This window comes from Desulfuromonas sp. (genome assembly GCA_002869615.1).
Lineage (GTDB): Bacteria > Desulfobacterota > Desulfuromonadia > Desulfuromonadales > UBA2294 > BM707.
Genome location: PKUH01000117.1, coordinates 18,057 through 33,864, shown reverse-complemented (window position 1 = coordinate 33,864; position 15,808 = coordinate 18,057). Strand labels below are relative to the sequence as shown.

General features: G+C 54.4%; 9 protein-coding genes. 8 read left to right on the top strand and 1 reads right to left on the bottom strand.

Going from position 1 to position 15,808, the window contains the following annotated elements; translation table 11 throughout:
* Positions 1-44: 44 nt before the first annotated feature.
* Complete coding sequence (locus C0623_14515) at positions 45-938, top strand: phenol degradation protein meta (protein PLX97803.1); 894 nt, start codon at positions 45-47, stop codon at positions 936-938.
* 1,056 nt (positions 939-1,994) lie between these two features.
* On the opposite strand, the gene C0623_14510 is transcribed toward C0623_14515, so the two are convergent.
* Positions 1,995-2,672, bottom strand: a complete 678-nt coding sequence (locus C0623_14510; protein PLX97802.1) for a hemolysin III — start codon at positions 2,670-2,672, stop codon at positions 1,995-1,997.
* Positions 2,673-2,860: 188 nt separating this feature from the next.
* On the opposite strand from C0623_14510, the gene mgtE reads away from it, so the two are divergent.
* The 7 genes from mgtE (at position 2,861) to C0623_14475 (ending at position 15,804) form a co-directional block, all read left to right on the top strand.
* Positions 2,861-4,216, top strand: a complete 1,356-nt coding sequence (gene mgtE, locus C0623_14505; protein ID PLX97801.1) for a magnesium transporter — start codon at positions 2,861-2,863, stop codon at positions 4,214-4,216.
* A gap of 378 nt (positions 4,217-4,594) precedes the next feature.
* Positions 4,595-5,779: a Fic family protein gene (locus C0623_14500; protein ID PLX97800.1), complete on the top strand. Its 1,185-nt coding sequence runs from the start codon at positions 4,595-4,597 to the stop codon at positions 5,777-5,779.
* Positions 5,780-6,412: 633 nt separating this feature from the next.
* Positions 6,413-9,763, top strand: coding sequence for an IMP dehydrogenase (locus C0623_14495; GenBank protein PLX97799.1), 3,351 nt, complete (start codon positions 6,413-6,415; stop codon positions 9,761-9,763).
* 45 nt (positions 9,764-9,808) lie between these two features.
* Positions 9,809-12,376, top strand: coding sequence for a hypothetical protein (locus C0623_14490; protein PLX97798.1), 2,568 nt, complete (start codon positions 9,809-9,811; stop codon positions 12,374-12,376).
* Positions 12,373-13,254, top strand: coding sequence for a transglutaminase (locus tag C0623_14485; GenBank protein PLX97797.1), 882 nt, complete (start codon positions 12,373-12,375; stop codon positions 13,252-13,254). Before C0623_14490 ends, C0623_14485 begins: the two co-directional genes overlap by 4 nt.
* An 87-nt stretch (positions 13,255-13,341) precedes the next feature.
* Positions 13,342-14,823, top strand: coding sequence for a hypothetical protein (locus tag C0623_14480; GenBank protein ID PLX97796.1), 1,482 nt, complete (start codon positions 13,342-13,344; stop codon positions 14,821-14,823).
* A 3-nt stretch (positions 14,824-14,826) separates the two neighbouring features.
* Positions 14,827-15,804: a hypothetical protein gene (locus C0623_14475; protein PLX97795.1), complete on the top strand. Its 978-nt coding sequence runs from the start codon at positions 14,827-14,829 to the stop codon at positions 15,802-15,804.
* Positions 15,805-15,808: the final 4 nt, after the last annotated feature.

Genomic DNA, 15,808 nt, shown 5'->3' with positions numbered 1-15,808 from the left:
AAAAACCGGTCATTCTTTTTTCGTTTTAGATATGGGAGGCAAATATGAAGATCTTGCGTAACCTGATTGTTGCCGCGGCGCTGTTGGTGATCGCTGCTCCGGCATTCGCTTATTTCCAACCGAATGTCAATCTCGGCTTCACCAGCTTTCTCGACGGCGCGCCGCCGGCCGGCCCCGGCCACTACGTGCAGGAGTACCTGCAGTACTATACCAGTGACGATCTCGATGGTATCCCCGGCGGTGATGTCGACGTCTTCGTGCTGATGAACCAGTACACCTACCAGTCGAACCAGGAGCTGCTGTTTCCCGACGCCAGATGGGGTATCAACGTGATGGTGCCGTTTGTCGATATCGATTCGAATCTACCGAATAACGGCAGCGGTATCGGCGACCTGCTGATCGGCCCCTATCTGCAGTGGGATCCGATCATGGGCAAAAACGGCCCGTTCATGCTCAACCGGGTCGAGCTGCAGCTGATCCTGCCGACCGGGGACTATGATAATAATAAATTGCTGAATCAGTCGAGTAACCACTTCTCGTTCAACCCCTACTGGGCGGCGACGATTTTCCCCGCTCCGAAGGTGACCGCATCGTGGCGCCTGCACTTCCTCTGGAATGGCGAGAATGGCGATTTTGGTCCCGGAAAAGCCGATCTTGAGCCGGGGATGGCGCTGCACGGCAACTGGGCCGTTGCCTACGAACTGATGCCGAAAGAGCTGCGGGTTGGCGTCAACGGCTACTTCTTCGAGCAGCTCACCGATACGAAAATTAACGGAAACGACTCCGGCGATGATGAAAGTGTCGTCGCCATCGGCCCGGGTGCGGTCTATCATTTTTCAAAGGATATGCACCTGTTTGCCAATATCTACAAGGAATTCAGGGCGAATGACCGGCCGGAAGGGGATCGGATCAACTTCCGCTTCGTTTATCATTTCTAGGTTTATATGCTGATGCAAAAAACCAAGGGCCGCCCGTTCGGGCGGCCCTTGGTTGTGGTTCATCGCGTTTTATCGGGAATAAATGGTGCGCACCCAAATACCGCCATACTTTTTCAATCGCACCATGAAAGCATAATTCCAGTTAGCCGGCATCGCCCGGCGTGCTCCTTACTTTTCTTGCCTGTCCTGAGCCAGCCGAAGGGCTTGTCCAAGAAAAGTAAGCAAAAGAATGACACCCCAGCAAGTCCGCCCTAATGATGCGGGTTCCCTCACTTCGCGGATTTTAATCCGTCAGTCACTGGCGTTACCTGAACGTCGGATGAAAATCCACTTGCTTGGCGGTTTTACATATAAGACAGCTGTAAGTTTTAAGCTGTCAGCTGTCAGAGAAAACCAGGAAAAGTCTCAAAACTTTAAAAGCAAAGCCTTTGACTTGCCCCCATTGCTCTTGAGGTCGCTTCCGCCAGCGCGATCACTGAACCGCAGCCCGACCGCAACCGCCACAGCGACGTAACGCGTTTGCCTCAAGGCAAACTCCTGAGCAGCAAAGTTGAACAAAAGTAACCCAGACCGGACAAAAAAGCCCCTGCAAGGGAGCCGTTTTCTGCATACTCTTTTATGGCTCAATAAAAGAGTATGGCGGAGTGCGCGGCCGCGACCGCGCGGTTCTCCCAACGTAAATATTTCTCCGGGGACACTTCCCAGAACTTCGGGAAGTGTCCCCATCTAACAGGTGCCGCCATAAACAAAACCAATCAAGACCGCCGGTATCGAACGACCGGATCCTGACTTTTCTTGACTGTCCTGAGCCAGCTGAAGGAGGAGTCTAACGTTGTATTCACTCTAATCTGCGAAGAACCTTTTTTGTTTCGGCTGTCATTCCCGGCTTGACCGGGAATCCATGTGTACTTTTTAAAATGAGTTAAAATGGGTCCCCGTTTTCACGGGGATGACATGAGTTTGATTCAGCTGTGGAGGCTTGCCGAAGGGAAGTTGTTGATTTTGGTATTTTTTGATTTACGCTAAGTACCAGCCTCCAGCCTCCAGCCTCCAGCCTTACGCCGGGATCACGTAATAGAACACCGCAAAGAAATGCAGGGCACTGCCGGCGAGTACGAACAGGTGCCAGATCGCGTGATGAAACTTCAGCTGCTTCCAGATGAAGAAGAGGGTGCCGAGGGTATAGGCGAGTCCGCCGGCGAGGAGCAGCACGAAGGCCTCGGCGGGTACCGCTGAAAGCAGCGGCTGGATGGCGACAATGACCGCCCAGCCCATCAGGATATAGAGTCCGACCGTCAGGGCGACCCAGCTTTTCTGCAGCGCAGTCTGAAACAGGATGCCGAGGAGTGCCGCTCCCCAGATCACCCCGAGCAGACTCCAACCCCAGGGGCCGCGCAGGCTGACCAGGGTGAAGGGGGTGTAGGTGCCGGCGATCAGCAGGAAGATGGCCGAATGATCGAGAATCTGCATCACCGATTTCACTCTGGGCGACGGAATGCTGTGGTAGAGGGTCGAGACCGTATAAAGCAGCACCAGGGTGGTGCCGTAGATCGCACAGCTGACGATGTGCCAGGCGTTGCCATAAACGGCGGCGTAGTATACGAGGAGCACGAGGCCGGCGATAGATAACCCGGCGCCGATGCCGTGCGTGATGCCGTTAGCGATTTCCTCGCCGGTTGTGTAGTTCGATTCGGATGTTCGGCTGGTCAGGTTCTCGCTTGAAAGCAATCCCATATCGATCTCCTCTAATTGGCGGAGGCCAACTTTAATATCTGAGATTATCCCTCTTTTACCACGCCGGCGGGGTAAAACTTTTGTAAATATTTCAATCCTTTATTTATTTCGAAGCGTTGACATTCCGCGTTGTCGGGTGTTAGGTTGGGACGTTTCCTTCCTGTTTTCAGTCTCTTGGAGAATCACTAATGGAACACCGCCATCAAATACTCATTGAAACTGTCAAGCGGCTGATCCGAAGAGACGCACACCACAATATCGCCAAGGTGCTTGCCAAGAGCCATCCGGCCGATGTCGCCTACCTGTTTCGCGAACTTGAGCTTCCCGACCAGCATATTCTGTTCAACCTGATCAAGGACACCGAAACGTCGGCAACCGTTGTCTCCGAGCTTGATCCCGAGGTCGGAGCCGAACTGCTGTCCGAACTGAAAAAGGAAGAGATTACCGAAGTCCTTGAAGAGATGGCCTACGACGATGCGGCCGACGTCATTCAGAACCTTCCGGACGAGCTGGCGAGTGAAATCCTCAAGCACATGGAAGACGAGGACTCGCATGAAATCGAGCAACTGCTGCAGTACGACGAAGAGACCGCCGGCGGCATCATGGCGACCGAGTTCTTTTCGCTGCAGGAGGAGCTGACGGTCAAGGAAGCGATCGCCGCCCTGCAGGAGCAGGAAGACGCCGAGATGGTCTTCTATCTCTACGTGACCAACGCGCACGATCAGCTGGTCGGCATCCTCTCCCTGCGCAAGCTGCTCACGGTTTCACCGGCGCGCAAGCTCAAGGATATCATGGCCGGCGATGTGATCAGCGTCCGCATCGATATGGACCAGGAAGAGGTGGCCAAGGTTGTCGAAAAGTACAACATCCTGGCCGTACCGGTTGTCGATGATGCCAACAAGCTCAAGGGTATTATCACGGTCGACGACATCATCGATGTTATCCGTGCCGAGGCGACCGAGGATATCTACAAGATGGCCGGCGCCAGCGACGAAGAGCTGATTCTCGGCTACAAGTCGTTCCGGATTGCCCGGCTCCGTCTGCCCTGGCTGTTGACCAACCTGCTCGGCGGGGTGGTCACCGGCTACCTGATGTGGAAGTTCCGGATAACCCTGGAGTCGGTTATTGCCCTGATCACGTTTATCCCGGTTATCACCGGCATGGGCGGCAACGTCGGCGGCCAGTCGGCAACCATTGTCGTCCGTGGCTTTGCTACCGGCCGGATCGAAATGTCGGCGATCAGGCGAGTCATGTTCAAGGAGATCCGGGTCGGCCTGATCATGGGCGGGGTCTGCGGGATGACCGTCGGCGCGATCGCCTGGTTCTGGCACGGCAATCCCTATCTCGGAATCGTCGTTGGCCTGGCGATGGTCATCGCCATGACCGTCGCGGCAACCATGGGCGTCATGGCACCCGCCTTTTTCAAGAAAATCGGCGTCGATCCGGCGATTGCCGCCGCGCCATTTGTGCAGACCGCCAACGATATCACCGGTATAATGATCTACTTCGGTATGGCGACCTTTTTCCTGCAGATGCTCAATTAAATCCTTGTGGGTTTTGGCGATACCGTAGATTTTTAGGGATATCGTAGACTGAATAAATCAAGCTCAAGAAATTCTGCATGATGTATCAAAGGCCCGAGTCGTTAGACTCGGGCCTTTGTGTTTTGGCCAGTAAATGTTCATTTAGAGATTTTGCATGACTTAGCGTCTGCCTATAAACGTGACTATCATCTTCTAATCTGTTTCCTAGTCTTAAATATACCACTACTCTATTTAAGAATGTAGCCTTATCCTTAAATAAGGCCTGTATTCATTTAAGGATAAGGCATTTAGTCTTTAATAAATGGCTTGATTATTTAAGGCTTTTGCTCTAAGTTTAAGTTAGGATTCTAACTATTAAAGGTTAAAAGGGGGGTCTACATGCAAGCGAAAGACCTTTCACAGGAACGACAGAAACTCCTTGTTCCATTAAATATATACTCTGGAGCATATGCACTTATCCCGCCCCCAGTGCCGAGACGACTTGATCTTGGGAAGGAGGGATGGAACGAAATAGCTCGTGCTCATAAAGCTTTAAATTTGCTAGAGGAGGTCTCAGGGCGACTGCCTAACCCGGATTTCATTACTAGAACGTGGGATCGCCGAGAAGCAGTACGAAGCAGCCAAATAGAGGGAACTCAATCAGAGGTTGACGATTTGTTAGCTTATGAGGCAACAGGGAGTGATGAAGGTATGCCTCAGGATGTACGTGTAACAAAAAACTACGTAGTAGCTCTTGAAAAAGGTCTTGGAAAGGTTCGAGAGTTAGGAGTCGTGGCGATAGATTGTGGTCTAATAAAAGAAATACATGCGACTCTAATGGAGAACGTTGAATACAATGGAACGCCAGGAGAATTCAGGGAATCACAAAATTGGATCGGTGGAGGCGGAAATATATATAACGCTCGCTTTGTTCCTCCCCCTCCTGCGCGTTTACAGGAGTGTATGGATGATCTTGAAAACATTCTCCAGTATCGTGCGCCTGAAGATGAGCAGCTTGTGCCATCAATCCTCACTCGAATGGCGATTGCGCACGTTCAATTCGAGAGTATTCACCCCTTCCTGGACGGTAACGGTAGAGTGGGTAGGATCTTACTGCCTCTGATGTTGGTGGCTGAAGGCTACCCTCCAGTTTATTTAGCAGGATATCTAAAAAGTAACCAACAAGAATATTACGATACATTGCTTGGTGTTCAGCTCAGAGATAGGTGGGCTGATTGGGTACGTTTCTTTGCTTTGGGGGTAGAGTCTGCTGTACAAGAGTCTATAAAAACAGGGTTAGCTTTAGAGCGAGTATTAGGGAAATGGCAGACGACAATAGGTGGGCTTGGTTTAAGGTCCGATTCGATATTGCATAAATTTCCTGAACTCCTAATTAGCTCTCCAGTTTTGACAGCAAAACGAGCGATGAATGATTTGAATACTTCATTCCCCTCAGTAAGTGCAGCCTTGAGTAAATTAGTGAATATAGGCATGCTTTCAATGAAAGAAGAAGGCTCTAAGCGTAACAGAGTTTTTATTGCGCACGAGGTTATTGATATCCTCAACATGCCAGTAGATGCCTGAAGTGTAGCTTGGATTTGTATTTGAAAGGCAGGATGGTAAAAATGGCCACTGGTTGATTCTGAGAGTTAAATCATAAGATTCTCCTGCCAGTGGCCACTACCGTCCGGCTCGGGGAGCCAAACCCACCTCTATTTGGGGTGGGTTTTTTTTGATTAAATTGCAGATTGTTGGCCTTGTTGCAGTGTTGAAATTGTAAGGTCGGAGGGCAATCTATGATATGCCCTGAATATTAGAGGCGAGTCTATGATGCAGGCTTGACGCAGAACAAATTTAGAATTAAAAAAGATTCGCAAGTATTTGAATTTCAATAATGGTCAGTTTGCATTATGGCCTAAACCCACATATTGATTACCTCAGCTCTTTTTTGGCGGGTCAATATTTTCCGTTTCGGCATGAAGCGTCCATAGGAACATCTACCCACTGCACTCTATCCTTGCGAGGGCGTCCGACCAGAACAGATCGTTGCCTTGCGGCTCTGTTTGTGCCGGTTCGGCAGCTTGAATCAGTGAAACCTGGAATCGGCAGTTAATTTTATAATTAACATTTAGTGTGTTATATTAATAAATCGTATAAATCTTTAGAAATACATGATTTTTGTGTCAGCCATTTAAAAGTCTTGATGAGGATAATTTTATGCCGATTCGCGTTGCCTGTAATCACAACACCCGCTACAAGTTTGATCGACCGATCACTGTTCATCCGCATGTTGTTCGATTGCGTCCGGCTCCTCACAGCCGGACGCCGATTCATGCTTATTCTCTCAAGGTTTTTCCTGAAGATCACTTTATCAACTGGCAGCAGGATGCCTTCGGCAACTACCTGGCCCGGCTTGTATTTCCGGAAAAGACAAAAGAATTACGGATCGAGGTTGAAGTCATTGCCGACATGACCAGCTACAACCCGTTCGATTTTTTCATCGAGGAGTATGCCGAGAACGTGCCGTTTACCTATGCCAAGCTTGAACGGTCCGAACTCGCCCCTTATTTTGAAAAGATCGAGGCGGGGCCGCTATTGAAGGCCTGGCTCGAGAAACTGGATCGAACTGAACGGAGCACGATCGACTTTCTGGTCGAAGTCAACCGTCTGCTTCAGCAGACGGTCAACTACTCGGTGCGCATGGAGCCGGGAGTCCAGAGTTGTGAAACCACGCTGAAAAGGGAGATCGGTTCCTGTCGCGACTCGGCCTGGCTGCTGGTGCAGATTTTCCGGCACCTCGGTCTCGCTTCCCGCTTCGTCAGCGGCTACCTGATTCAGCTCGCCGCCGATGAAAAATCGCTGGATGGCCCGTCCGGGCCGGAAGAGGACTTTACCGACCTGCACGCCTGGACCGAAGTTTACATCCCCGGGGCCGGCTGGGTCGGGCTCGATCCGACTTCCGGGTTATTAGCCGGCGAAGGGCATATTCCGCTGGCCTGTACGCCGCATCCGATGAGCGCCGCCCCGGTCACCGGCTCGACCGAGCCGTGCGAGGTTGAATTTGAACACAGTAATCTGGTTCGGCGGATTCACGAAGATCCACGGGTGACGAAGCCGTACAGCGACGAGCAGTGGCTGTTGATCGACGCGCTCGGCCAGAAGGTCGACGAGGAGATTGTCGCCGAAGATATGCGCCTGACCATGGGCGGCGAACCGACCTTCGTTTCGATAGACGACATGGAGGGTGACGAGTGGAATACGGCCGCTGACGGACCGCATAAACGGGAGCTCGCTTATCAACTGCTGCAACGCTTGCGCGAAGGTTTCGGCTCCGGCGGCATGCTGCACTTCGGCCAGGGGAAATGGTACCCGGGCGAGCCGCTGCCGCGCTGGGCTTACGGCTGTTTCTGGCGCAAGGACGACGTTGCGGTCTGGCACGACACCGCTCTTCTCGCCGACATCAACAAGGACTACAAGCTCGGTCCGGCCGAAGCACAAAAATTTGCCGGAAAGCTGGCGCAAGAGATCGGGATCAAAAAGAGTTACCTGGTTCCGGGATACGAGGATGTTCTCTACTGGCTCTGGAAGGAAGGAACCCTGCCGGAAAACCTCGATCCGCTGAAAGCCGACCTGAAGGATCCGGCCGAACGCCGTGCCCTGGCCAAGGCGCTGGAGAATGACCTCGGCCAGCCGGTCGGTTATGCCCTGCCGGTGAAATGGATCGATGAAAAAAATGCCTGGGACAGCAGCCCCTGGGAGTTTCGCCGCGGCCAGATGTTCCTGATCCCCGGCGACTCGGCCATGGGAATGCGCCTGCCGCTCGATTCGCTCCCCTGGGTGGCGCCGGAGAAGCGTGAGCCGTTTTACGAGCGCGACCCGTTTGAAGAGAAGCCGGAACTTGACGACTACCATGATCGGTCGGCCGGGAACGCTGCTGATGAAAAGTCGGCGGATGCACCGGCAGAAGATGGCCCGGTCGGCGAAATCGAAATCTACCATACCGCGCTCTGCGTTGAAGCACGCGACGGCCGGCTCCATGTTTTCATGCCGCCACTCAGCTTTCTCGAGCATTACCTCGACCTCATCGCCGCCGTCGAAAGAACGGCGAAAAAGCTGAAGATGCCGGTGGTGATCGAGGGCTATGAACCGCCGCGCGACAACCGCCTGGAGCGGCTGCTGGTCACTCCGGATCCCGGCGTCATCGAAGTCAACATCCATCCTGCCGGCAGCTGGACGGAGCTGGTCGACAACACGACCCTGCTCTACCGGGAAGCGCGCGAATGCCGACTCGGTACGGAAAAGTTCATGCTCGACGGACGCCATACCGGCACCGGCGGCGGCAATCATATTACCCTGGGTGGTCCGTCGCCGGCCGACAGCCCGATGCTGCGACGGCCTGATCTGCTGCGCAGCCTGGTCACCTACTGGCAGCATCACCCGGGGCTCTCCTATCTCTTCTCCGGAATGTTCCTCGGCCCGACCAGCCAGGCACCGCGCATCGACGAGGCCCGGGATGATTCTCTCTACGAGCTGGAAATCGCCTTTCAACAACTGCCGGAGAACGAGGTGCCGCCGCCGTGGCTGGTCGATCGCCTGTTCCGCAACCTGCTGATCGATGTCACTGGCAATACGCACCGGGCCGAATTCTGTATCGACAAGCTCTATTCGCCTGACAGCGCCAGCGGCCGACTCGGTATCGTTGAATTACGGGCCTTCGAGATGCCGCCGCACGCGCGGATGAGCCTGGTCCAGAACCTGTTGCTGCGGACCCTGCTCGCCTGGTTCTGGAAAGAGCCGTACAAGCATGACCTGGTCCGCTGGGGGACCGAACTGCATGATCGGTTCCTGCTGCCATATTTCGTCCGGCAGGATATGAAGGACGTGATTGCCGATCTGCAGCGGGCGGAGTACCCGTTTCAACTCGAATGGTTCGACCCGTTTTTCGAATTCCGTTTCCCCCGGTACGGGACGGTCAAGATTGATGAGATCGAGCTCGAACTCCGGTTTGCCATCGAACCCTGGCACGTGCTCGGCGAAGAAGTGACCAGCCAGGGCACGGCGCGCTTTGTCGACTCGTCGGTCGAAAGACTGCAGTTGCACGTCACCGGTCTCACCGAAGGGCGGCATGTCATCTCCTGCAACGGCCGGCGTCTGCCGCTGCGCAACACCGGACGCAGTGACGAGTTCGTGGTTGGCGTGCGCTATCGAGCCTGGCAGCCGCCATCGGCATTGCATCCGACGATCAAGCCGCACACCCCCCTGACTTTCGATGTCATTGACACCTGGAGCGGTCGTTCGATCGGCGGCTGTACATACCATGTGTCGCACCCGGGCGGACGCAACTATGATGATTTCCCGGTCAACGCCGTCACCGCTGAATCGCGGCGCGGGTCGTTGTTTACCGTGACCGAACATTCACAGGGACCGATTCAGATGCCGCCGGAATTCTCCGGCCTTGGCGAGTTTCTGCCGCGCGAAGCTTCATTGGAACAGATGGCACCGCCGCTTGAAGAGCCGAACGCTGAATTCCCGTACACATTCGATTTGCGGCATGGCCGGGTCGACTGATTTATACACTGGATTTCCAGAATAAAACTTGTTGAGAAGTGCAATATGAACAGTAGTGATGAATTTTCTAAAAACAGTGGTTCACAGGCTTTTGCTACCGAGCTCGACCAGTTCAAAATCAGGGAACTGATCAGCGATCTTTCGCCGCACGAACAGAAATTGATGGATGTTTTGGAACATCTTGGTCCGAAACGTTTAAAGGGGTGGCGCAAAGGAGCCCAGCGACTGCTTCAGGAAAACATTGCAACCCACAATGTTTTTGACCTGTTCGAGCCGTCCAGGGATTGGCATTTCGATCCCATTCCACTGGTTATCGGTAGCGAAGAGTGGTCACTGATCGAGCAGGGTCTGATTCAGCGGGCCGAATTGCTGAACCGCATTCTCGCCGATATCTACGGACCGCGAACAGTTATTGAAAAGGGGCTGCTGCCACCGGAACTGATTTATTGCCACAATGGGTTTCTGCTGCCGTGCGCCGGAGTTATTCCGCCCGGTCAGAGGCATTTGAATGCCTATTCGGCGAATCTGGCCCGGGGCAAGGATGGCCGTTTCTGGGTTCTCGAGGATCGCTCGCAACCTGCTCTCGGTTCCGGATACGCCCTGGAAAACCGGATCGTCATGGCCCGGAGCTTCCCGCGCTTGTTCAAGGATTTCCAGGTGCACCGGCTGGCGATGTATTACCGGGCCTTGCGCCAGAACCTGGTGCAGATGGCACCACAGAACAAGGCCGAACCGTTTATTGTTATTCTGACGCCGGGACCGGAAGATGCGGCCTACTTTGAGCATGGCTATCTCGCAACCTACCTCGGGTACCCGCTGGTTCAGGGGGGTGATCTTGTGGTTCGTGACGGCTGCCTCTGGTTAAAATCTCTCGGCGGCTTGCGCCAGGTCGATGTCGTCCTGCGGCGCCTCGCCGATGATCTTTGTGACCCGCTTGAGTTGCGCGGCAACTCCCTCTTCGGTGTTCCCGGTCTGCTTGATGTCGTTCGTCAGGGCAACGTCTCTACGGCTAATGCCATCGGTACTGACATCATTGAAAATCCGGCCCTGCTCGCATTTTTGCCGGGGCTCTGCCGGCATTTTCTCGGTGAAGAGCTGCGGCTGCCATCGGTTGCAACCTGGTGGTGCGGTCAACCCCGTGAGCGTGAGTTTGTCCTGAATAATCTCGACAAATTGATGGTTAAACCGATTCATCCGATTTCCGGGTGTCCCCGGATGATACCGGGGGAGTCGTCGCGCGAGGAGCTTGAAGCCTGGCGCAATCGGATCGAGGAGAACCCGCACCTGTTTGTTGGTCAGGAGCTGGCGACTATTTCGACGGTCCCGGCGTATGTCTCCGACAAGATTGAGTCGAAATCATGCATGATCAATACTTTTCTGACTGCACATGAAGATTCGTATGTGGCCATGCCCGGCGGCATAAGCCGGGTCGAGACCGATGAAAGCAGTCTGCTGAACCCGAGGATGGGTGGCTGTGTCAAAGATACCTGGGTTCTGACTCCGGAGCCGGAAAAACAGGTCAACCTCTGGCGCAACCCGCTGCCGGACCAGACGATTGAGCCGCTTTTGGCAGCTCTTCCGAGCCGCGCCGCCGAAAACCTTTTCTGGGCCGGACGTTATGCCGAACGGACCGAGGCGACGTCGAGGCTGATGCGCTCGATTCTCAATAAGCTGCGAGAGTATAATGAATTTCGTGACCCCGATGACCGCAGAAACCTCGATCATCTGTTACGGGCCCTGACCGAGGTGACGTCGACCTTTCCCGGATTTGCCGGCGAAGGTGCTGAAAAGAAGTTGGCCGATCCGCGGGCCGAACTGCTCTCCCTGGCACGTGATGTCAAACGGCCCGGAACCCTGCGTGCCTCGTTGCAGGGATTGGGGCGATCAACTTATGCTGTCCGGGACTACTTGCCGGCTGATGCCTGGCGGGTTGTCGACAACATGCAGCAGAACTGGCATCCAAAACTATCATTGCAGCAGATTGGCGGCGGTCGGCTCAATCAAAGCATCAACCAGTTAATCACGCAGTTGGCTGCATTCAGCGGACTGGCCCATGAGAACATGTCGCGCGAGGGTGCCTGGCTCCTTTTGAATATCGGTCGGAGACTGGAGCGGGCCCAGAACCTGATCGCCCTGCTCCGGGCGACTCTGGTTCCATGCTATGATCCGACGGTGGAATCACAGATGATGGAGGCGGTGCTGGCGACCAGCAACAGCCTGATCGTTTTCCGGCGGCGGTATCGTTCTTTCATGCAGTTATCAACGGTACTCGAGCTCTTGTTAATGGATGAAAATTATCCGCGGGCGCTTGCCTTCCAGCTGAAGCAACTGCAAATGCACATAGACCACCTGCCGCGTGATCAGGCGGCGCTCCGGCCGCAAAAAGATGAGCAGTTGATTAGCGAAGCGATCAGCGAGCTTGAGGGCACTGACCATCGCCAGCTGACCCAGTTATCGAGCTCGGAGAGTATTTATCCGCTGCTTGAGAGGTTCCTGTCGGGGCAAAAAGAACGGCTGGTCAACCTTTCGGAGAACCTGGTCCAGCTCTATTTCAGTCCGGTTGTGCCGCCACAGCAGATGGGTGCCATCTCCCAGAAGCGCGAGGCCTCATGAAATTCCGGGTCACCCATACCACCGAATACGATTACACCGGGCAGGTGAGCCTGTGCTGGAACCGGGCGGTTTTGCTGCCGCGCGATACGGCGACACAGAAATGTCTGACTTCCGGATTGCAGATCGACCCGATGCCGACGGACCTGCATGAACGGACTGACTTTTTCGGCAACCGGATCAGCCACTTTGCCATTCAGGAGCCGCATGGCAAACTGAAGGTGACCGCTGTCAGTGATCTTGCGATCTCTTCGGAGACCGGTTATTCCGCTGCCGACAACGGTTCTTCCTGGGAGAGTGTCCGCGATCAATTGTCGTCCGAAAAGAAACAGGACGTTCTGGCGGCGCTACCCTGCCGATTCAGGTCCAAACTGGTGCACGGGTCGCAACAATTGACCGAATATGCCCGGCCTTCTTTTACCCCGGAGCGACCTTTGCTTGAGGCCGTCACCGACCTGATGCGGCGCATCTATGAGGATTTTAAATACGATCCCGGCGTCACTACGATTTCGACACCCCTGATAGATGTTCTCAAGAACCGGCACGGCGTCTGTCAGGACTTTGCTCATCTCGGGATCGGCTGCCTGCGGGCCATGGGTTTGGCCGCCCGTTATGTCAGTGGCTATATTGAAACCGTGCCGCCGCCGGGCAAGGAAAAAATGGTCGGAGCCGACGCCTCGCATGCCTGGTTTTCGGTTTTTGCCGGCACCGCCGGCTGGATCGATTTCGATCCGACCAATAACCAGATTCCGTCCGGGCAGCATGTAACAGTCGCCTGGGGTCGAGACTTTTCAGATGTCTCGCCACTCCGGGGCGTTGCCCTCGGTGGCGGTAAGCACAAGGTGGCGGTTTCGGTCGATGTCGCCAGACTTTCGACTTGAACCGACCGGAGACGTGTTGTCAATTATTGCAGATGAGCCTGTTTCAGCAGGTTGAGGAAATGGAATGTTTTCAGAAAGGAGTTTCCGATGAGGTTTGACGGTTATGAACTGGAAGGTTTTTATGATGAGGTTTTTGATGAAAAAGGGCAGCCGCGACCCGGCGCCGACGTACTCATCGATCGCATCAATGCTTTGCCTGAAAAGGAGTTGCAGCGACGGCAGGCGGCGGCCGAGAGGGCTCTTCTGAACCTCGGCATCACCTTCAATGTCTACAGTGATGAAGCGCAGACCGAAAAAATTTTCCCCTTCGATATCGTGCCGCGGATCGTACAGGCCAACGAATGGGAAAAACTCGAGAAGGGTCTGACTCAGCGGATCCGAGCCCTCAATCTTTTTATCGATGACATCTATAACGAACAGCGGATTATGAAGGACGGCATTATTCCGGCCGACCTGGTGCTGTCGGCCGATGGCTACCGCAAGCCGTGTATCGGTCTCAAACCGCCGGCCGGGATCTGGTGTCACATCACCGGTACCGATCTGGTTCGTGACGGATCCGGCGAGTATTTCGTGCTCGAGGATAACCTGCGCTGTCCGTCGGGGGTTTCCTATGTCCTTGAGAACCGGGCGCTGATGAAGCGGACCTTTCCCATGGTGTTCGATGCCTGCCGGGTGCAGCCGGTTTCCGAATACCCGAGCCGTCTGCTCGAGATGCTGCAGGAGGTTGCGCCGGCTGCGGTGCGGGCGCCGACGGTGGTTGTCTGGACACCGGGCACTTTCAACTCGGCCTATTTCGAGCACAGTTTCCTGGCTCAGCAGATGGGGGTCCCGCTGGTCGAAGGACGTGACCTCGTGGTGCACGGCGGTGAAGTGATGATGCGGACGACCAAGGGGCTGGAGCGGGTCGACGTTATTTACCGGCGCGTCGACGATGACTTCATGGACCCGAAGGCTTTCCGCGAGGATTCCATGCTCGGAGTTCCGGGGTTGATGGAGGTTTACCGCAACGGCGGGGTCTCCCTGGCCAACGCGCCCGGCACCGGGGTCGCCGACGATAAGGCGGTCTACGCCTACGTCCCGGAAATTATCCGTTATTATCTTGACGAAGATCCGATCGTTAATAATGTTCCGACTTATGCCTGCTGGCGCGATGATGATCGCAAGTATGTCCTCGAAAATCTCGACAAGCTGGTAGTCAAGGCGGTTAATGAATCGGGCGGCTACGGGATGTTGATCGGGCCGCATTCGACCAAAGCCGAGCAGGAAGATTTTGCCGAACGGATCAAGGCCAAGCCGCGGACTTATATTGCCCAGCCGACCCTGGCCCTGTCCCGGGTCCCGGTCCTGGTTGATGATCATTTTGAAGGACGTCATGTCGACCTTCGTCCCTACATTCTCTTCGGCAAGGAGAGTAATTATGTTCTGCCCGGCGGGCTGACCCGGGTTGCCTTGAAAAAAGGTTCCCTGGTTGTCAACTCCTCGCAGGGCGGAGGGAGTAAGGATACCTGGGTGCTCGAGGCGCCAGGGCAGCCTGACACGAAAACAAGCAGTCAAATTCAGGAGGGATAATTCATGCTCAGTCGTGTTGCGAATTCAATATACTGGTTAAACCGTTACGTCGAACGGGCTGAAAATGTTGCACGTTTTATCGATGCAAACTTTCACATGGCCCTCGATATCCCCGAAACCGTCGTTGATCAATGGCAGCCGCTGATCAATACGACCGGCGACCATGAACTCTTCAAGGAGCTTTATGGCGTTGCCAACCGGGAAAATTCAATCGAGTTTTTGGTTTTTGACCGGAAAAACCCGAACTCGATCTATTCCTGCGTCCGCGCCGCCCGGGAAAACGCCCGCTCGGTGCGGGAGTATATCAGCTCGGAGATGTGGGAACAGATCAATACGTTCTACCTGATGATCAATAATGCGGCCGGTGACGTATCGATGGATCTGCCGCATCAGTTTTTTAACGACATCATGAACGCCAGCCACGCCTTTATCGGGATTACCGATTCGACCATGAATCATGGAGAAGGCTGGCATTTCGGCAGGATGGGCCGGATGCTCGAGCGCGCCGACAAAACCTCGCGACTGCTCGATGTCAAATACTTCATTCTGCTCCCCTCCGTTGATTACGTTGGAAGTTCCTACGACAATATTCTCTGGGGGGCGCTGTTGCGCTCGGCCAGCGCTTTCGAAATGTATCGCAAGAAGTACGGTCGCATCGATCCGAAAAAAATTGTCGAATTTCTTGTTCTCGATCCCAAGTTTCCACGGGCGGCTCATTACTGCATTATCACGGCGATGATCTCGATGAATAATATCACCGGCAGCGCCCGCGGAACCTTTTCTAACAAGGCCGAGCAGACCCTGGGACGATTGCTCTCGGAGTTTAACTTCGCCTCACTTGACGACATTTTCGAGTTCGGCCTGCATGAATACCTCGACGCGACCCAGACCCGGATCAATGAGGTCGGTGCAGCCATTCAGGGTGTTTTCTTCAGCCCGCAGCTTGAAGAGGACGCCAACGCAAGCAGGACAATGGAGTAAATCA